Source organism: Bacillus sp. FJAT-28004 (assembly GCF_001280845.1).
GTDB lineage: Bacteria > Bacillota > Bacilli > Paenibacillales > Paenibacillaceae > Pristimantibacillus.
In genome coordinates this window covers 341,952-362,810 of the sequence record NZ_LGHP01000001.1, presented here as the reverse complement: position 1 = coordinate 362,810, position 20,859 = coordinate 341,952, and the positions used below count along the sequence as shown (strand labels likewise).

At 46.5% G+C, this 20,859-nt stretch carries 14 protein-coding genes; 2 read left to right on the top strand and 12 right to left on the bottom strand.

All coding sequences use genetic code 11. From position 1 onward, the window contains the following. Positions 1-4 precede the first annotated feature (4 nt). From AC787_RS01440 to AC787_RS01430, 3 genes are all read right to left on the bottom strand, one after another. Positions 5-778, bottom strand: coding sequence for an SDR family NAD(P)-dependent oxidoreductase (locus AC787_RS01440; RefSeq protein WP_054023164.1), 774 nt, complete (start codon positions 776-778; stop codon positions 5-7). Between the two features lie 67 nt (positions 779-845). After that, positions 846-2,006, bottom strand: coding sequence for a UxaA family hydrolase (locus AC787_RS01435; protein WP_054023163.1), 1,161 nt, complete (start codon positions 2,004-2,006; stop codon positions 846-848). Further along, complete coding sequence (locus AC787_RS01430) at positions 2,003-2,326, bottom strand: UxaA family hydrolase (protein ID WP_054023162.1); 324 nt, start codon at positions 2,324-2,326, stop codon at positions 2,003-2,005. Before AC787_RS01430 ends, AC787_RS01435 begins: the two co-directional genes overlap by 4 nt. A 211-nt stretch (positions 2,327-2,537) precedes the next feature. On the opposite strand from AC787_RS01430, the gene AC787_RS01425 reads away from it, so the two are divergent. After that, a complete protein-coding gene (locus AC787_RS01425) occupies positions 2,538-3,416 on the top strand; it encodes an AraC family transcriptional regulator (RefSeq protein ID WP_054023161.1) in 879 nt (292 codons plus the stop codon). A 139-nt stretch (positions 3,417-3,555) separates the two neighbouring features. Beyond that, the gene (locus AC787_RS01420) at positions 3,556-4,422 is read left to right on the top strand and encodes a phytanoyl-CoA dioxygenase family protein (protein ID WP_054023160.1); all 867 of its coding nucleotides are present in this window, start codon (positions 3,556-3,558) and stop codon (positions 4,420-4,422) included. Positions 4,423-4,541: 119 nt separating this feature from the next. On the opposite strand, the gene AC787_RS01415 is transcribed toward AC787_RS01420, so the two are convergent. The 9 genes from AC787_RS01415 to AC787_RS01375 form a co-directional block, all read right to left on the bottom strand. Next, complete coding sequence (locus AC787_RS01415; protein ID WP_054023159.1) at positions 4,542-5,339, bottom strand: polysaccharide deacetylase family protein; 798 nt, start codon at positions 5,337-5,339, stop codon at positions 4,542-4,544. Positions 5,340-5,429: 90 nt separating this feature from the next. Beyond that, on the bottom strand, positions 5,430-7,136 hold the full coding sequence (locus AC787_RS01410; protein ID WP_054023158.1) for a hypothetical protein: 1,707 nt from the start codon (positions 7,134-7,136) through the stop codon (positions 5,430-5,432). Between the two features lie 25 nt (positions 7,137-7,161). Further along, positions 7,162-8,226, bottom strand: a complete 1,065-nt coding sequence (locus AC787_RS01405; protein WP_235560876.1) for a glycoside hydrolase family 105 protein — start codon at positions 8,224-8,226, stop codon at positions 7,162-7,164. Position 8,227: 1 nt separating this feature from the next. Then, positions 8,228-9,298: a TolB family protein gene (locus AC787_RS01400; RefSeq protein WP_054023157.1), complete on the bottom strand. Its 1,071-nt coding sequence runs from the start codon at positions 9,296-9,298 to the stop codon at positions 8,228-8,230. A 19-nt stretch (positions 9,299-9,317) separates the two neighbouring features. Further along, complete coding sequence (locus AC787_RS01395) at positions 9,318-11,672, bottom strand: helix-turn-helix domain-containing protein (RefSeq protein ID WP_054023156.1); 2,355 nt, start codon at positions 11,670-11,672, stop codon at positions 9,318-9,320. 45 nt (positions 11,673-11,717) lie between these two features. Further along, the gene (locus AC787_RS01390) at positions 11,718-13,331 is read right to left on the bottom strand and encodes an extracellular solute-binding protein (protein WP_054023155.1); all 1,614 of its coding nucleotides are present in this window, start codon (positions 13,329-13,331) and stop codon (positions 11,718-11,720) included. An 87-nt stretch (positions 13,332-13,418) separates the two neighbouring features. Beyond that, complete coding sequence (locus tag AC787_RS01385; RefSeq protein ID WP_235560875.1) at positions 13,419-14,246, bottom strand: carbohydrate ABC transporter permease; 828 nt, start codon at positions 14,244-14,246, stop codon at positions 13,419-13,421. A gap of 79 nt (positions 14,247-14,325) precedes the next feature. Further along, the gene (locus AC787_RS01380) at positions 14,326-15,306 is read right to left on the bottom strand and encodes an ABC transporter permease (protein WP_235560874.1); all 981 of its coding nucleotides are present in this window, start codon (positions 15,304-15,306) and stop codon (positions 14,326-14,328) included. A 578-nt stretch (positions 15,307-15,884) separates the two neighbouring features. Continuing rightward, positions 15,885-20,858 carry an FN3 associated domain-containing protein gene (locus AC787_RS01375; RefSeq protein WP_054023153.1) on the bottom strand — a complete coding sequence of 1,658 codons (4,974 nt, stop codon included), beginning with the start codon at positions 20,856-20,858 and terminating at the stop codon, positions 15,885-15,887. Position 20,859: the final 1 nt, after the last annotated feature.

The following is a 20,859-nucleotide window of genomic DNA, read 5'->3' as shown; positions in this document are numbered from 1 at the left end:
TGGGTCAGGCATTCTTCCCGAACACAACGCCTCCATCGATATAAAGCGGTGAGCCCATCATGAAGCTCGATTCATCAGATGCAAGAAAAAGTGCCGCCTTCGCTACGTCTTCAGGACGACCTAGTTCATTGCTGAGTTGCCTTGTTTTTAGCGATGCGATTGCAGCCTCTGGGTCTTCGTAAGAGGTGCGAAGATAATTTTCAACAAACGGTGTCATAATCGTTCCCGGGAGAAGTGCATTAATTCGGATGTTGTACTGCGCATAATCAACCTGCATCGATTTGGTGAGCGCCAGCACCGCCCCCTTAGTCGCTGCATAGGAAGCACGATTCGCAAGACCTATCTCTGCAATACAGGAAGACATATTAATAATCGTTCCACCCGCGCGTTCCATCATATGCGGCAGAACATATTTGGAAGGCAGGTATACCCCGCGAATATTGACCCGAATCACGCGATCCCAGTCGTCCGGCTCCACCTCATGAAGCGCTCCTACGCCGCTAATGCCAGCATTATTGAATAACACGTCGATACGTCCGTGGGCTGCAAGCGTTTCGTTCACCATCGAGCGGACAGAATCCGGATCAGTAACGTCTGCATGTACAAAGGAAGCTTGCCCCCCTTGGGATTTAATCTCTTCCACTGTTTCCTTGCCTTTATCCGCATCCAGATCATTGACAATAACGATCGCACCTTCTCTTGCGAAAAGCAGTGCCGTGCTTTTGCCGATGCCCGATCCTGAACCGGTAATGAGGACAACCTTGTCCGCTAATCTCATATCCTAATCTCCCTTCTACGTTCGAATTCATGACCCAAAAGCTAAAGCGTAGTCGAACAAAACGTTCCTATAGGCTGGGTCCGATACGGTTAATACTGAATTCCTGATGACCCAGCGTTTCCGCTTTCGTCCATTTTCCATCCGCTACCTCTATGATTTCTTGCCAAATTCGTTCGCCAGCAGCTTCCAAACTCGTCATGCCATCCAACATACCGCTGACGTCGACATCCATGTTATCTTCCATCCGCTCGAACATCCTTTTGTTGCCTGTAATTTTGATGACGGGTACGACGGCCGCACCAGTAGGCGTTCCTCTGCCTGTCGTAAAGCAAACGATATGAACGCCTCCCGCTGCCATGCCCGATACACATTCGATATCGTTGCCCGGCGAGTCCATGAAATAAAGTCCTCCCTCCGGTATCCGTTCAGCGTATTCGATAACTCCTTTAATTGGGGCTTTCCCGCATTTGCTAATGCATCCCAGCGATTTCTCCTCAATGGTGGAGAGTCCCCCCTCGATGTTGCCAGGACTCGGATTACCGCCCCGCATGTCAGCGCCCATTCTCTCCACTTCTCTCTCGAAACGGCCGACAATATGATAGAGCATATCTGCCGTATCTGGTGTGGCACAGCGCTGTGCCAGCACATGCTCGGCACCGATGATCTCTGTCGTCTCGCCGATGACAATGGTTCCGCCAGCTGCGATTAATGAGTCCGCAGCTTCACCGAGCGCCGGATTCGATGACAATCCGGAAGTCGCGTCAGATCCGCCGCATTTCACGGCAACCTTCAATTTTGAGAACGGAACAGGTACTTTGGGCTGACGCTCAAGCTCCGCCATCATTCGTTTTGCCATGTCCGTTCCATGCTGAATCGCTTTGACCGAGCCGCCAACCGATTGAATATCAATCACTTCCACAGGTTTTCCAGTCTTCCGAATATCCTCTGCAAGCGCGTAAGGATCAACGACTTCGCAACCCAGACTGATGACGATAACCCCGCCTACATTTGGATTTTTACCGGTCCCCGCGAGCACCTCGAAAGTACGTTCTTTGTCTGCCCCGATCTGGCTGCAGCCATGCTGATGCGGAATGGCTACAGTACCAGGCACCAGCTGCATGATCCGGTTGCAAACCTGATTGGAACAGATGACCGTAGGAATGATAAGCAGATGATTGCGAATACCAATATCTCCATTCGGTCTTTCATACCCCATAAATGTACTCATGTTGCCACCTTTCCGGCTTTATCGCCTCTGCCGCGTATTCCTTCAATATTATGAACATGAACATGCTGCCCCACCATGATTGCATGACTGGCAAGGCCGATCGTCTCCCCGTATTTCCGCACTTCCTGTCCTTCATTAAGCGCCTCAATCGCCAGCTTATGGCCGAACGGAATCGCATCAAGCGCTGTTATTTCATGAATCCCCTGACCATCTCTGTAGCGGACCATTTCTCCTGACTTAATATCACGCAGTGCCATCACAACATGATCACAGTCATCCATGATCAAAGCATCGACACCATCTGTAACTTGTTGTATCATTCAGCAGCTCCTCCACTTCGTGTTTGCTCATGACTAATCTGTTTACTACCAGGTTTTTCAACGGTTAATCTTCATAATAATCGAGCATTTAGGATATGAAAATTGCGAGATAACGCTTAAACATACCCTATTTTGACTATTATTCAACTAGCATTTACACTAGTACCAAACATCCTATTTTTCGTCATCCTGATTAAGGAGGTACCGACAAATGAAACCCATTCGTAAGCAATTTGATGCTGCCGCTTCTTTTCCGTTCGAATTCAGCTATCGTGCGGTAAAGGACTCGCATAACGAGCTGCCTAATCACCTTCATGATTGGCATGAAATCGTCTATGTCCATTCGGGAAAAGGCGTTTTTTTTATTGATGGCTCTTTCTATGCGATCGAGCCCGGCGATCTATTCCTTCTGCCTGGCAACACCGTCCATCGCGCATTACCGGATGAAGAAGCTCCTTTGACAGTGAGCGCCATTTATTTTCACGGACGTATCGTACAATGGGACTCTTTAGGCGATGACTTTACTTTCGTTCAATGCTTCGAGGAAACAAACAAGCGGAAAAGCCATAAGCTCTGTATGGATACTGAGGATCATAGCTTTATTGAGACTATGCTCGTTCATATCAACGATGAGCTAACCGTCGATAAACTGGGACGTCGTCATGCCGCCGTGCTTCACCTGCTCCAGCTGCTGCTTCTGCTGAATCGTCAAATACCCGCTCCGACAGCAGAGCGGAAAAACACCGGAGCTCCAGAGTGGATGAAGCTCACGCTGCGCACCATCGACGAGCATCCATTTGAGGACGTCAGCTTATCCGCGCTAACCGCCAAAGCGGCAGTGAATCCATCACATTTCACGCGTGTCTTTAAGCTTCTGACGGGAATGACACTAACCGAATATGTCACGGCCAAACGAATTAGCCATGCAAAGGAGCTTCTCCTATCATCAGATGCACCGATCCACGCGATAGCTAATGAGTGCGGCTTCGAGAGTCTGCCACATTTCCATCGTACATTCAAAAAATTAACTGGAACGACGCCAGCCGGCTACAAACGAAGCAGTCTTGCTCCAAGCACTCCTCACATTTGAGCAAACGTTATTTAATCTTTAAGTGAATGAAGATTGCCGGACGTACTGATAAATAATCGTACGGATATCTAAATACAGCTTCATCTCCTATTTGATACTATGAGTTCAAATAACGATAACGAATGGGGGGGCTTATGCTATGAACATCGACTGTAAAAGCGGAAGTCTGACGAGTGAACAGATCGATTTTTATAATGAGCAAGGATATATTGTGCTTCCAAATCTGCTAACAGAACAAGATTTGGAGCCTGCCAAAGAAGCGATGAATAACAAAGTATCCATGATAGCAGATGAATTATTGCAAGCAGGACTCATTAGCGATAAATTGGAACATCGCCCCTTTAAATACAGGCTGGCGGAGTTATTTGCAGATTTGACATCAGAGGAATTTCTGAACTACGGAAGAAGCTGGCGTGACAGGCTGCCTGGCTACTTCCATTTGATGAGCAATCCAAAAATTTTGAACGCTGTGGAATCCTTAATTGGAGGAGAGTTATTCTCAAATCCGGTGTACAACACAAGACCAAAAATTCCGAAGGTTGCCGCTGGTGCTGTGCCTTGGCACCAAGACAAATCCTATTGGCCCGATGCCAATTCTAATCCCGTCATTACCGTTTGGATTCCTCTTGTCGATGCCAACGAAGTTAACGGATGTTTGCATATTAAGCCCAAAACACATCGCACGAAGCTATTGGAATGGCATAACGAAAGTCAAACAGGTACAGGATATACGGCATTGCATGAAAGCCAGTTAGGAAAAACAAAAACTGTCGTCTTACCAGTTTCGTGTGGAAGCGCTATTCTTTTTAATGACCGCTGTCTGCATATGTCCACACCTAATGAATCGGATGAGGTTCGCTGGAGCGTAGATTTGCGATACCAACCAACGGATCAAGACCCCATGCCATCACATGGCGCAGGTTTCCTTGCAAGAAGCTATCTCCATCCTGAAAGAGTAGCAAATTTGGAAGATTGGCTTGCTGAAAAGCCAGAACACGAAAAATAAATAAAAAGAAAGATCAGCAGGCTATCATGATTCCAGCCAGAAGAGCAAGATATGCTCTTCTGGCTGTTTGTTGTAGAAAACATTATGTTTCGGCATTGTAGATACCGCTTGGCATCATTTTATAATCGAATAACTTGACCAGCACCGAGCTTAACAGGTTCGCCTTCAACACTTATCCAAGCATCCATGGCCGAAGGATTATGAACAATACTTCGATCAACTGAGAATCTCAGTCTCTCGAGCACTTGCTTATATGCTATAATCTCAGCGTTCGTAGCGTGCCAGATTGTATCATTTCCCTTTAAAATATCCCCTGCCTGATCAATAATCTCCCAGTTATCATCATTGTCAAACTCATAGCTATGACCCCAAACGTAAAGCAATGACATCCTTTTAAATCTGTCCTGGTAGTCTTTAAAAATTTCAACCTGCTCTAGCAGCTGTTTATGATGGCAGGTTGGATGCCATCGAAGAGGATCTGATGGCATCTCGAACCTGCCATGGCTGTTAACGGTTCTAGCATATTCAATACCAAGCGTGGGCAGCATAGCTACGACCTTATCATCATAAGTACCAAACGGGTAGCTCATACCATGTATTGGATAATGCACAAGACTTTCCAATACCCGCCGATCATCCAATATTTCTTGTGCCACTTGATCTGGAGGAGATATTTCTAGAAAAGGGTGATCAACGGTATGCGAAGATACTTCATGACCCTCATAAAGCGTTTGAACCTCTTCCGCAGTTACATATCCTTCTTTGCCTAAGAAACCAGAGTTAAGATGAAAGGTTCCCTTAAAGCCATACTGATTCAATTTCCCTACAAGTTGACGGTCCTGCGTACGCCCATCATCATAGCTGAAGGTCATAGCCTTCGTTCGTCCTTCAGGAAATAACGTATACTGGATTTTCAATGCGGTTTCTTCCTCTCTTTTTTGTTTTCATAGGTTGCAGCTATAAGAAAAACCCATCGGTAATTCGATGGGTTTTAGGATAGCGGATGATTACTGCACACCTGGCTTCAGCTGCAAAGATAGCCCTATTGGCTCATTATTCCAGCTTCCACTTACCGTTGCAAGCTCTTTTGTGCGTTCGATCTGCGGCTTAAAGCTCTCAAGCCCCTCCCCTATGCAAAGGGAGAAAAGAAATGCAGCTTCATTCACCTTTTGAAAATCAATGACCCTCTTCTCACCAGTATGAAGGACAAGATCGATGCCCAGCACGTTATCTACCTTAGTAACTTCCCAGCTCCAGTCCCTTGATGCAGGTCCTGCAGCTTGATCATCAAATGCCGCAAACCAGCTGCGCAGCAACACTAACGTCTCGCCAATTCGCAGGCTTACACTGTCCTTTTCCACAACCGGACTAACATGCTCCAAAGCACCGCCTATTTCCAGACGAAATCTGAAATCGGACGCCTCGATAGATCCATTAATCATATCCAAATTCGGGTGAGTATCACCGCCATTGACCACAAAATTCATACCAAATAGCAGATGGTTTGCCCGCTGCTCCCCATGAAAAATAGCCGAGCAGTAATCATAACCATCATGCAAAGCACGCAGATGCAAGTAAGTCGCCTTGCCGCCATTATCCACGTACGCAAGCAAAGTCCGTGTCTGATTCCACATGATCTCTTTTTTGAAGCTGCCGAGCGAATAGGTCGGCGTCATATAAGTCGTTGCCCATTTCTCTGTTCCGCTTCCGGTGGTTCCAAAGCATTCTCTTATCGTCTGCTGAACGGGGCTAAGAAACTGTTCGATATATTGCTCTGGACAGATGACACCGCACTTATACCAACCTTCATCATAGGGAAGCTCTTCCTCCTGATAGAAAGCCAGCTTTCCTCCTGTTGCAAGTTGCAGGAAAGCTTCACTTAGCGGTGTAAGCAACGTTTTGTAACAGCGGCTATGAGGGCCCGACCACTGCCTTGATCCCGCATGAAAATGATCTGCTACGCTTTTCCAGGCAATATTCAGCAGGTCGTTTCCGAGCTGCTTCGCTTGCGCATTATTCGTTTCCGTTACAATAGCGGACAGCTCCAAAATAGCAACTTGCGTGTACGTCGGACTATTATATTCTAGGAACGCTTGCCTAGGCAGCGTATAGTTGTGCAGCTTTTCCAGCCGTTCAAATCCGTATTTTGCATAATCCTCCCGCTCGAATAATTCACCAGCGATGAGTGTAACGAATGCGCCCATAATCGCAATATTCGTGTAATTGGGCCCTACATTCCGTATAATAATTGCATCACAGGCATTGTAGATTGCTTGCTGTACCGACTGCCTCAGCTTCTCTGGCAATCTAGCAGAATGCCTTGAAACGATCAGTACGAGAAGCTTGCCGCAAAAATCAGCCCAGTTCCAATCAGGAGGCGACATCTGATCGAGCGGCTCCTCATAAAACCAAGACCAAATACCAAACGTACTGCGGCTGCGATCCGTATCCTGTAGAGAAACAACCTGCTCAATAATATCGAAGGCGCGCTGCTCATAGTGTGCTTCCTCCGTATCTAGCAAACCAAGTGCATACACGAGAGAACTGCGAGTTGAGTGAATAAAATCAGCTTGTTTGATCGTTGTATGATAACCAGGACTGCTGAAAGGCGACTTCAAGAGGCGATTTTCTGAATTGTACTGTGAATCTCGAGAATCGATCTGTTTAATCAGCATTTGCCTGTTATTAAATGGATTATCGGAATAGTACGCCATGTTTATTTCATCCCTCGCTTGTATTCTATTTACCTTCCGTTGCTTGTTCACTTGCAGAACTGTACTTGAATTGTGTCAACAGCTGCAGAGTCAATCCTTGCCCATATAGCGTCGGATAGATCTTAATTTGATTATACGCATCCACGGATGGCATAATGGGTGTTCCGCCTGATACTCCAGCCACTTCACCAACCGGATTGATTAAGGAAAGCACACCGGTTAGTGTACGCTCAGCCGGCTCCATGAACGAGACATCGAGTAGTCCCGCATCGATTCCTCTAAGAAAGCCGCATGCGATTCCGGCACTTGCCGATGTTTCTTTATACGTATCGACGCGATCCAGCACTGTATGCCAAAGCCCGTCTGCTGCCTGACAAGAGCGAAGTGCTGCAGCAAGGGTGCGATAGCGTTCATAAAGCTCTGCTGGGATGACAGCTAATCCACTGATTTCCGTCATAATCTCAGGTACGCTCATAACAATCCAAGCATTTGCCCTTGCCCAATGAACCGCTGACAAATGGTTGCCTGCTTCACAGTTCCAGCCGTGGTATAACAATCCCGTATTTGTATCCTGCAGCAGCTGCAAGTGAAGCATCGTCTGCTCCAGCGCCTCTTCGGCCAGCTGCTTGTCACCCGTCAATTTGGCCAGACGTGCTAGAAAAAGCACCGCCATAAACACCGTATCCGCCCACACCTGTTCGCGGAATTCAACAGCTTCTGTAACGGTATGCTCGAAAGCCCGCTCGCGAGTCCGCGGCGCTTCATACAGCATCCACTGTGCAATTTCCTGCGATTTGGCCAGCAGCCACTTCTCCCCAGTACGGCGATACAAAGCTGGAAATACAGCATAAGGCGCCATGGCATTAATTACATTCAGAGCATCGGCTTTATGCTTATTCCGCTCTACCCATGTTTGAACGTAATGAATCGCTTCCGCTTGCCCTATCTTCTCTCCGTAGTCCAAAATTGAAATGACACCTACACCAGGAACCCAGTCCCAATGATTGATATCCATGCCCCAAATGCCCTGGTGATCACCGGTCATGCAGCTGTAGATTCTGCTCATCGCATCTGTCATCTGCCCTGTCATATCATTCCTCCTCAGAAATTTGATCAAGGTCAATTACACCAATCCATAAGTGCTGATCCTCATCTGCAAAAGTAAACGATACCCTATTGCTATTGGGACTGAACATCGGGTGAGGATGTCCGGGATGCTCTCTCCATAGAGGCAGCTCGCACAGCAGCTTAGAGGTTCGCGTCTCCAAATTGATCAAGACAATTTTGCTTACATGCATCCCCTCTTCAATCGTATCTGCAACTGCATAGCGTCCATCTGGGCTAGTTGCTACATGCCAATACCTGTAGTCGCCATTAATAAACTCCCGCTCTTTTCCCCATTTTTCAACCCGATATACTCCTGTCGGTTTAAGCGGGCTTTGCGGATACTTAATGAAATACAGGTGTTCTCCGTCTGCCGCCCACATCTCATGCCCGACATACTCTACATGCTCACTCGTATCCAGCCGCTGCTGGCGAAACACATTGCGTATCTCATTCGTCGTTGTATCTGCGACATAGATGCGATCAGCAATATGCTCCGTCTTGCCCTCATGAGCAAAAAATACAAGGTGATCATATTGAGGATTAATCATGGAATGATTCGCAATAGGGTATGGCTCTTGAAAGCCCGGTGCAGCTACCTCGGTGACCGAACCCGTGTCGACCTGAGCTGTCCCGATCACCCAATCGTCTCCGCGCTTCCAATAAATCCCGAGTTTTCTCCCGTCGTTGGTGATGGAGAGCGGACCATACAGCTGAGTCCCCGTCTCCATACTGCAGACGGTACGACACAACTGCGTATGCAAGTTATATTCATAAATGGCAGAACCAACGTAATAATAGAACAGATCATTTGCCGATACGATGCCGCATCCCCAGCTAAGGTCTATCAGCACCGTCTCTGTCGCTCCCGTCTCTGTATCAAAACGTACATAACGTCCCGTTTTGTTCTCATCAATATCTGTGCAAACAACTATATGACGGCTGTCTGCCATCCAGGTTTGTGCTGTAAAATAGTTCTGACCGGTATCCGCACCGGGATTCCCAACAGCCTGAATATCGATGTTCGTTAAAGGGTCCTTCAACTTGCGAATAAGCATGCTGTGCCCTTCCTCTCCTCTATAGGATTGAACTGACTTCCTCGTCTTGCTCTCCCCGTGACCGCTCTCTGAATTCCGTAGGTGTAAATCCCGTTATCTTCTTAAAAATTCGTACAAAGCTATTCACATTCGTATAGCCCACGCACTCCGCAATATCGCGAATTTTCTCTTCCGTATCCTTTAGCAGCTGCTTTGCCTTATTCATGCGCGTCTCCATCAAATAATCGATGAAATTGCATTCCTTCTGTTCTTTGAACAGCTTGCTGAGATGGGATACACTCAAATGGAACTCGCTTGCGAGCAAGTTGAGCGATAAGTCGCTGCGCATATAATGCTTTTGAATATAGACCATCACATTGTCAATGACATCATTTCGTTCCCTGTTATTTCGTTTTTCCTTAATCCGTTCGATGAAGCTCGTGAGTGATTGGATTGTAAATGCCTCAAGATGGTGCAGCTGCTCATACTGATTCAGCATCTCAACCATGTACTGCTCTGGAAAGATCCCTTCCGGATCGATGCCAATCTCTACAGCTGCGGTCGCCGCCTTCATTAGACATTGCACAATGAGCTGCATAATCATTTCCGGCGGCACAACATGCTCGGTGAAAGAGTCGAACCATCTGTGCACTTGCAGCTTCATTTTATCCGCATCTGACGCCTTGACCGAAGCAACGATCCCATCTGTCATAGCGAATAACCGATAAAATTGCGGGGATTGATCGCTGAAAACATCCTCTTTCGTAATAATCGAATTGCTGCCCATCACAAGCTTATAGCGCAAAGCCTCAAGCGATTGCTTATAGGAGCGATGAATATCGTTGACCGTTTCAACAATATCTCCAATACCAATCGTAATCGTTCGGTTAAAGTATTCCTGAACGAAATCTTTCATTAAATCCGCAACGGCCACCGCCCGCATCATAAGTCGCTCCGACTCATCGCCATCACCAAAGCTCATTATGACCGCGCACTTGCCGATGCTCAGCTCCACTGCGATTCCGCGGCTCTCTGCATTCATCAATTCCTCAGCCACATTGCAGAGCGCATAAGCATACAGCTGCAAATCCCGTGGCGAAGCAATTTCATGCTTATTGTCAAATTCAATGCTCATCACGATAAAATGATCCGGATACAAACTAATGCCAAGCATGTCCATATAAGGCTGTAACACCGCGAAATTTTTGCGTTTCTCAGACAACAATTCAGTCAGCAGCTGCCATTTGATGAGCGGCTTGCTTTCGATCACCTGCTTATGCAAATCTTCCCGATCTTGTAAAATATGCTGTACCGTCGACTCAAAATATTGGAATTCATCTGTATATTTACGTGTTGCCGTTTCCTTCGAATGAGTCGTCAAATGCCGTGTCATCACCTGAATAAAACGATTGACCGGCTTGAAAATCCAGCGTCCCACCATCGCTGCCGATGCTGTCGCCACCACAAACAATACGATTGCAAGGATAAGCAGTCCATTGCGAATGGCATACAGCGGCTTCATAAACTGTGCATCTGGCACAACTCGCACAATATTCCAGCCGGTATAATCTGATTTCACATAAAAAACAGAGCTTGCCGTCTGTTCAACCTCCTCAGAGAAATGACCGCTCGCTCCCTGAGCATTTAATATTTGATCGATGTACGCAAATTCGCTAATATCCTTGCCCAGCTTGCTCTGGTCAGCATGCAGCACCACGACGCCTTCATTATTCATAATGAAGGTCTGTCCTTTATCCATCGGTGCCGTATTTCGAATCAAGCCATACAGCAAATCCTCCTTAATATTGACAGCCATCGCGCCTTCGCGCGTACCTGGAGAATGAATAAGCGGGTAGGAGCGAACCAGCGTGACAACATTGCGGTATATCGGATATTGCGAATGATTAAGCTGTACCTTCCGAGTTGACATCCAGTTGAAATACCCCTCATACTGCTGAAACTCAGGAATCCATGAAAAATCCAGCTTATAATCCTGTTCAGTTAATACATTTCCAGAAACGAGCCGTTGCTTGTCGTACGCATATAGATCAATCGAAAATATATAATCGATACTGTTGATCGCATTCGTAATGAGAGTCGATACACGAAATGAATTGTTCTGAGTTTCCTGCTCGCTCAGCTCATTATTGAAGAATCGACCTACCTCGTATGCCTTCAGCAGTTGAATAGCCGTTTTATCAATATGCTTAAGCGACAGTTCCAGCTTATGGTCCATCTGTCCGAGCAGCTCCATGTTTGTACTGGTTAACTGCCCTTCCAATTGACGGTTGAATACGGAATACGTTAAAAAGGCAGAAGAAAACACGAGGAAGAACAGCAGCGTCGATAGGATTGCAACCGCTTTAGTAAGTCGCCGATGTTGTACGAGCTTCATTTCCGTTCCCCCTCAGTATCTTCTTCCAGAGCCAAAGCTTACAATTTAGAAGCTGGATTTATTTTCTTCATACCACTTCTGAGCAATCTCTTCTGCTTTTTCACCGCCCAAACGTTTCCATTCCTTGCGAATTTCATCTAGTGCCCACTGTCCTGTATATTTCGCTCCTTGTGTGACTGCATTAGCGCGTGTTTCCTTAATAAAGGTGTCCAACGTTGAACGAATTTCATTAATTTCATCAAAGCTTGGTTGATAAGGAATATCGCGTCGGAACTCATTTTTCAATACAATATCGAGTGATTCCATATCGAGCTTGGCAATGCGTTGTGAAACGTCATCACTGGCCGCTTGAACGAGCAAATTCTCAGCTTTGAAACCGCTCTCATCACGCAATACAGCATATTCACCTGCAAAAATCACTTCTTTTGTAAATTTATCAGGATCAAGACGCTTCGCAACGTCACCTACCATTTCATGATGGACGCCTGCCTCGCCATTCACGAGTGTGAACCAACCCTTTTCCAAAATCCAATCCAAATATTCCATGGCAGCTTTCGGATTTTTCATATCCTTATTGAAAGTGACATAAAATAGCGGCGAAGCCTCCTGATACGTACCATATTTGCCATGCGGTGTAGCAACCGCTTCAAGTGGCTCCGGCTTAGCGTCCGGCACATTAATGAGTAGATCTTTCGTTAAAATATCGGTATTTCCGAGTCCCCATTGCCCCATATAGATACCAGCCTTGCCTGTTGTCCACAGCTGCGTTGCACGCTGATTGTTGCTATCAGTTAAATATTCACGATCGACCAGTCCCAAATCGTACATTTGCTTCTCCAGTGCTATCGCTTCACCGAAACGATCAAGCGTCGCACCATATACCATCTTCCCATCTTCCACATACCATTGATTGTTCATTGCGGCATAGAGAGCAGAATAAATATCAAATGTTGTATGACCAACAATTGGCGTGCTGTCAGGATAACGCTCTTTCATCGCTTTTGCTACAGCAACTAGCTCCTCCACTGTCGTCGGCCTTTCAAGCTGCAATTCATCCAGCCAGTCCTGTCTTATCCACATACCATGATTAACAATGGCTGTAATCGCACGTTTCGTCACAGCTGCATAGACTTCGCCATCGAAAGTAATATAAGGCAGCAAATCTGGATTGTCTTCCAAATATTTTTTGTAAGTCGTGCTGTATTTCTCTATATATTCCCCAATCGGCTGGATAACCCCTTGGGTAACCAATTTGCCAATATAGGTTCTGTCATACTCCCATAGCAGGTCCGGCGCTTGTTTCGATGCAATCAATACGTTAAGCGTATCCTGCGCTTGGTTGCGCGGTACTGGAACGATCGACACATCAATACCCGATTGCTCGCGAATCCATTTCACCCAACGGTTGTCCTCATAGGTGCCCTCATCGCTGGATACTTGACCTCTATCAAATGTGGAAATACTAACTTTCTTAGGTAATCCGTCATAAGGGTCCTTTTCTCCGCTTGTAGACTCATTGGTCGGCTTGTTCGTAGCCTCGTTTGTCGGCTTCTCAGAGCCATTGCTTTCACCACTGTTCGAACACGCCGTTGCCAAGAACGCCATGATCATAACCAGCATAAATAACATTTTCCCTTTTTGTATTCTATTTCGCTTCATACTTGACCTCCTACAAAATTAATTTATATATCGAAACGCGCCTGTTAAGCGCACTTGATATTCAGCTCATTTCATACATTTCGGCAGCTATCCTTTAATGGAGCCTAGCAGCACGCCTTTAATAAAATGCTTTTGCAAAAATGGATACACACATAATATCGGCACAATAGCGAATACGACTGCTGCTGCCCGAATACCTTCCGGCGTAATCGAAATCTGCGAAACACCTTCCCCGCTTCCGCGCAGCAGTTCCGGACTTACCAAGTCAATCATCTGATACAATTTCACCATCAATGACACCTTATCTGTACTGCGAATATAGATTAGGACATTCATATAGGAATTCCACCAGCCTACTGCATAGAACAGCGTCAATGCGGCGATGACCGGTTTCGATAGCGGCAAAATAATTCGCCATAAAATAGTGAAATCACCAGCACCGTCAATCGCAGCGGATTCTTCCAGCTCATCAGGCAGCCCTTCCAGGAATGTTTTCATTACGAACATATTGTAAGCGCTTATAAGTGCTGGAAGCCAAAGTGACCAATACGTATTTGTGAGTCCAATGCTATTGATAAGCAGAAAATTAGGAATCAATCCGCCGCTGAACAGCATCGTAAATAGAATGGCCATCAGCATGAAATTTCTGCCCTTCAATCTTGCTTTAGAGAGCGGATATGCGGCAATGATCGTAAAAAACATATTCAACGCCGTTCCAATTACTGTAATCACAACGGTGTTCTTCATTGCTATTATTAATTGACCGTCTTTCAGTAACTTTACATATGCTTCCATATTGAATTCAACCGGCCACATGAAGATTTCCGCCGCATTAATTGCCCTGCTGCTGCTAAACGATACAGCAATGACGTTAATGAACGGGAATAATGCCATGTAGGCGAGCAATGCTAGCAAGATGTAATTAAACCAGCGAAATAGTATCGATGAAACGGTTTGTTTTCCAAGCTTCAGAATGCATCACTCCTTTCGTCCTTTACCATAATCCTCGTTCTCCCAGCGCTTTTATAATTCGATTCACTGACACAATGAGGATAAGCGCGATTAGTGATTGGAACAAACCTAATGCGGTAGTGTAGCTGTATTGCAAGTTTACAATCCCCCGGGTATACACGAAGGTACTGATAACCTCGGCCACGCTCGTTACCGCCGGATTCCGCAGTGCATATACTTGTTCGAAACCAACGTCCATCATTTTACCAACTTGCAGAATAAGAAGAATCGCGATTGTACTGCGAATGCCTGGCAGTGTAACATGCCAGATTTGTCTTATTTTATTGGCACCGTCAATTTTGACTGCTTCATACAACGTCGGATCAATCGATGCCATCGCTGCCAAATAAAGAATCGTCCCAAATCCTGCTTCTTTCCAAATACCGGACACAATGAACGTCACCGGCCACCAGAACTTGTCAGCCATAAAATAGATCGGATCAATCCCAAACGCTTGCAGTAAATAATTCACAATTCCTGTAGATGGCGATAGCAGTGCAATAATGATGCTGCCAAGGACGATCCACGAAATAAAATGAGGAATGTACAACAAGTTTTGCAAAGTCCGTTTATACCACTCCACCCTTACTTCATTAAGCATAATCGCGAGCAGAATCGGGGCAGGAAAAGCAAAAATTAAATGATACAGGTTGAGCAACAGTGTATTTTTTAATACGATATAAAATTCACGGCTTGCAAACAGCTTCTCAAACTGTTGAAATCCTACCCACGAGCTTCCCCAAATCCCCTCGGACAATCGATAATTTTTGAACGCAATGATTTCTCCAGCCATCGGTGCGTATTTGAACAGCAATAAATAAATGGCTACAGGCACTAAAAGCATATAAAGAAATCGATTCCGAGTTAATTCCTTCCGCATGGATGTTATCCAGCTTGAGCCTGTACCTGTCTTCGGCATGTCAGGCATAGGAGCACGAGCCGCCGACTGCGAATGCTGCTTCAATGTAATCCCCCTTTCTTATGCAAGTTTTAATTCGGTTCAGCAACGCCTTGCCAACCTAAAGTAACATGTAGGGTGCGTTTGCTGAAATCCCCACTTTTTGTGCTGCTACTCCTTCACTCTGAAAGTGACCCTTCTATTTTTGTGATGCTATCCCTTTTCGATTTAGGAACAGCTAAAACCCCTGTAATTACTTGGGGTTTCGGGTTTTCAGTATGTAAAGACAAAGTTATTGCGCCAAAATAAATAGGCTTATTCCGGATATTAGAGGGGGCAAGTGAGGCCTTAAACGGGAGAGGGGGAAGAGGAGAGTTATAGCAGATTTGATATTGTCGCTACCGCTCAATAGGAAGCGCTTATATAGATCGCCATGATGTGTGACTTCATACGGATGATGGCTGTAAGCACATATCTGTTCTTACAGCCACTCATCCTGTCCCTCGAACACCTCAACCCGAGATGTCCAGCTCGCTGGACTCTCCATGAGGGAGCAGAGGAATGTCGATCGCCTTCCAATGGAGCAAATCGTCAGAGTAAGCTACTGGTTCCCCTCATTCCCAGGAGGAATTTGCTGCTGACATTTAGCTATGAACAACCAGTGAGGTGATCGCGATATCCACCTCCGTATCTCCTTCTCCCACTGCCACTACATGAATTTCTCCATAACCGCTTACCGGTCTAACCGCAAATGATTTTACCGCTGAGCCTGACTCCGCTTGTATGAGCTCAACGTTTCCGACAGCCTCAATCCCCTGCAAAAACACCGTATATTCACCAGGAGACGAGAAACGGAGACGTAAGCTCATTTGATCCGACTGAACATCAAGCAGCTCAATATCCGCCAAAGCACTTATTCGAATATCGTGCGTTCCGATCCGCACCATCTTCGTTACCGGATTTGTACGTTCTCCCACAAGCAGGCTAAGCAGCTCAGCACCTTGGTAATTCGGGTATAGGTAGTCTGAGGTTTCCCATTTCAGCAAACTTGTTGCATCATACAAATGAGTAGGGTACCGGCTATCGGCGGCCGTCGTTTGCCTTGATCCGCTAACGGATAAACCCTCACTGATTTTGGAGTAGTCAATGCCTCCCGCATCCAAATAATCCTCCCATAAACCAGATGACATCATAGATTCATATAGCTCCATCAGTGCAATCCCGTAATCATGCCCGGACCACTGGACTGGCCGCCCGAACCAGGTAGAAGGAAGCGGCACACCGTTGCTCCGATAGATGGATTGCCCAAAGGAAGCGATAGCTGAATATTCCATAAATGTATGGCTGCCAAAAAATCCTCCCCTGCCGTCAGCTTTCTCTATGCCATAGCTTCCATCACTCCATAGATAAATGAAAGGTAGTCCTCTTCCCGCCCATAGCTTGGCATTTTCCAAATATTTGTCTTCGCTCGTCAGTGTGTATGCTTCCACATTGGCTCTTACTGCAAGTGCCGCCGTTCCCAGCTCAGGAATCATATTTCTCAGCTCCCATGACTGCGAGCCTCTAGGCATCGTAAAGTTGTCATTCATATAATTTAAGCCGGCAAGTCCGTAGGTTGTCGCATTTCCATTGCCAGTCAGCCGAGCATGTCTAAGCATTTTGAATAAAAATTCAGCATTTGATCCCGCCGTCACGTCTGATAATTGACCGATAAAAGGACTAGATGGAAATCCCTTTCGTTTAATGAAGGTTTCGTAATCCCAATAAACGCCCTCTGTTACATCAGCGGGATTTACGAGCTTCGCCGTTGAGATCAAGGCGTCTACATTGACGCCTTGCATAGTCTCCATCGTTTTTGCGGCTATTCCTTCCAGATAAAAAGGAAGAATGTAACCATAAGCAGAATAATTGCTGCCTAATCCAGCCATTGCTGTTTGAACTCGCTGCTCTGCAATGTCTTGATAAGAGGCGGCGGCGTATTTATTCAATAGAGTATAGGGTGTAACAAATGCAGATGTAATCATAGGCGTCGCCGCAGGCCCGATACGATTCATCCATTTATTGTCCGAGGGCGACCATAAATTTTCGAAACTGGTCAGAATAGCCTCGCTTTCCTGCTGCATCGTACCATGTGCGTATGGGAGCGGCTCTGCTAGCCCGTGCTCCTTCGTCCATTCTTCAATGGTCGCGGACATTTCCGTCCCTTCCTTAACAAACAACTCGGATTGGAGCTTTAGTGCTTGGTTAGCGCCTAACAGATAAGACTGCCGAACCGGATTTTCATTATTGGCGCTAGCTGTTGTTTTATCGTAAAAGGTCGGTATGCCGGTTGCAAATGTTGCATTTTCATTAACCCCTTTAAAAATCGAAGGAATAAATAAGCTTAGTTTGGTAGAAATCGTGTCCTCGCCTCGTTCAAGGCGATTGGGTACGCCAAAAAATGCGGACGGTTGATCATTTATACCGTCCCATTTCTGCCTGGCATCCCACATTAATCCGAACATCAGCTCACCTTTTCGAACGGCCATTAACGGCACCGTAATCTTGCGCGGATGAGGCACATAACGATAAGCGTCTACGTTATCGATGACAGCATCGGTATTCGAGGACTGATTGTTATTCGTCATATCGTCCAGCCACTCCAGACCAGGAAACAGCGCTTCATTAATATAATCGCCTTGCACATCCGTCATTGAACGAATGACCCGGTAGTTCGGATCGAGCGCTGGAACATCTGCTTCGCCAAGCAGCAGCGTGGGTCCGATAATCGCTGCAATATTCCTTGCCTGATTCGATTGCAGCGTGTGCTCCAATTCCAGATTCCCTGAGGCAGTCTCTTCAACTTGGATCGCTCCTGACCATAATGCTCCATCGGAAGCCTCGAAGGATATTGGGAAGCTGGAGCCCGAAGCCCCGCTTGTATAAAGCTCCTTTACCGTAAGCTCGTCATCTATTATTTCCTGAACGCTTCCTAGAGAGGGCATAACGGCGATTCTGCTCCATACGCCATCGCGTTTCGCCTCCAGCCAGCCGAAGCCGTAGCCCTCCAGTCCAGTATGGCTCGGAGCCGGGAAGACCAATCGCCTCTCTCCATTTCCGATAATGACGTCATCTTGTTGTCCGCTGCCGGGCAGCGTTGCTGGCACGCTGAATATACGAGATAAACCTCTAGTCGTTGCGATACCATTTCCTTTTGCCGAAAAAGCGATTGCACCAGCCCCTGTATCCAGCACATTGACATTATAGACAATTTCTGCGGTCTCTCCTGCTGATAGCGCAGTGATATCAAAACCTGATACTGGCGTTATTTCTAGAAAATCCGGAGCGCTTAGCTGCAAGTTAAGTCCCGTGACACTGGCGCCAATATTTTCGATTTCAGCTTTAATGACGAACTGATCGCCAGGCGATACGATTTCCTGAGCCGAGGTTTGAAAGGTAGTCAACCGAATTTCAGGCGGAAGATCCTGCTTGCGCAGCAGCTTGATTTCCTTGACTATAATCTCAATGCCGTCCTTCATACTCGGATAGGTGGCCATCGGATCGATCCGTAGCTTGGTGATGTTCCCCGTCCATCCTGCATGCTCGCCGATATCAATCAAATAATTCTGAAACTCCGGAATCTCTGCAGTGGTGTTGCGAAACGATATTTTTCTAGATTCGCTCAACCTGTCTGTACCTTCTCCCGCATCCGTCCCGAAATAAATAGCGGCATTGGCGGTGTGGTTCACCTTCATCGTTAAGCTGACATAACGGTATTCAGAAGGAATATTCGGATAACCTGCGCTGTTCGGCTCCAAATAAAAGGTTGGATTCGACGTAGAAGCCCCGATCGGCTCATCTGTTGTAAATAGATGAACACCCTCCGAATCCCGATAAACGTGATTTACATCAATATGATTCGCCCAAACGCCTGTATCCGAATTCACGTCCCAGCCGAGCAGATTCGACCAAGGGGCCGCCGGCTTGCCATACAGCTCATCCTGCTCCTCCGCATACTGCTGCACGCCGCTTGTAAAATCCCAATCGGTAACCTGATTTGCAAGCAGCGGAACTTTCGTATACTTTGCAGAAGCAGCAGCTCCGACTATTTCCCCCCTTACTGCCTTTACTTTCATATACGTTGATGCCGTTACGGTCAGCCCCGCTGTTGAAGCAGGAACAGCTATTCCATTTAACGCCGTATCCGTCGCCGGATCATAAAGCGGCTCCGTTCCATCCGTTGTGTAGATCAACGAATCTGCGAACGCCGATTGTATAGCAAGGGTCTGAGAATCATGAAATATAGCTGAATTCGTTAGCGAAACCGGATTTACTCCTGCTGTATACGTTACTTGCTTCTGGTCTTTGATCACTCCATTTAACAGTGCGATAGCTTTCAATGTGGTGGTAGCATTAATTACGATTGAATCATTAAAAATAGTATCGCCTTCGATCAATGTCCCGTGGGTAAGGCTTGGCTCGGAGCCATCCAGCGTATATCGGATTTGATCGGCTCCAATGACGGAAATCTCAACCTGCTTGGTTTGTCCGAAAAAAGTATCGCCGCTGGATACCATCAATTGGGTGTCTAGCGGAGCCCCGACAAAGACGGTCCCGCTTTTGAACATCGTAATATCCGTATCCACATTCGTTCTGCTGCTCGTATAGACGGGGGTTAGCACGACTCTGTAATCCTTCCCTGCATCTAAACCGTCAACAAAAACATATTGATCTCTCGGTCCCGTATATTCGATGGACTGCGGGCTTCCATTGTCGGTTATATTTTGATAAGTCACTCGAAACTTGGAAACGCTTTCATTTAAAGATGGAATAAAGAGATAAAAGCCGTTTGTATCGCCTGCCAGTCCTAAGCCATCACGCTCTGCTTCCGGCGTTAAGCGGTTAAATAGAAAATTATCCATGGTGAATCCGACATTGGCATTGGCAAATACGCCAACGAATCCTGGCAGAGCCTCGGAGGATCGAGTGACATCGACAATGGGTGTTGCTGAACCATTTAAATAAGTAAGGACACGGTCGCCATCAACAACCTGCTTCACACGAAACGTTTCCCATGGCAATACATCGCGGTTTAACGTCGGTACGCCATAATCCTTAATCGCCCGGAACTTCCCGCTACCCGTATTGGCAATAGAGGTGCTCCCTGCAAAAAAGTTCATTTTTGCATCATAGCTGATATGCGTCTTCAGCTGCGAGTCCCAGCCATCGCTCCAGGCCTGCTTTTGAAACTGGATACCGGCCTGTCTATTCAGCTCCCTATGCGTAACCGTCATATCAAAGGAAAGCTCAAAATCGTCGTATTTATGAGTGGGGTTGCCGTTGAAACCATAATCAAATACACCTACGGTTGAGGCTTCTACTGGCCCAACAGCAAGCTGCCCGCCACTCAAGGCTACATGTGCTGTATCGCCTGAGAACTTGAAGGCAGAGCTGCTTCCGTCATGATAAATTCCATTTTGCAAAGTGCCGGCTTGAAAATCCAGTAAAAAGGTGGAGCCCTCTCGAATAACGGCGTCATTCGAGCTTGCTTCCGCAGTTAAGGGCTTGCTTGCCAAGCCGGCTGGCAATAGCAGAATAACCGTCATAAGGACGGCAAAATACTTCTTAATCCTAATCATA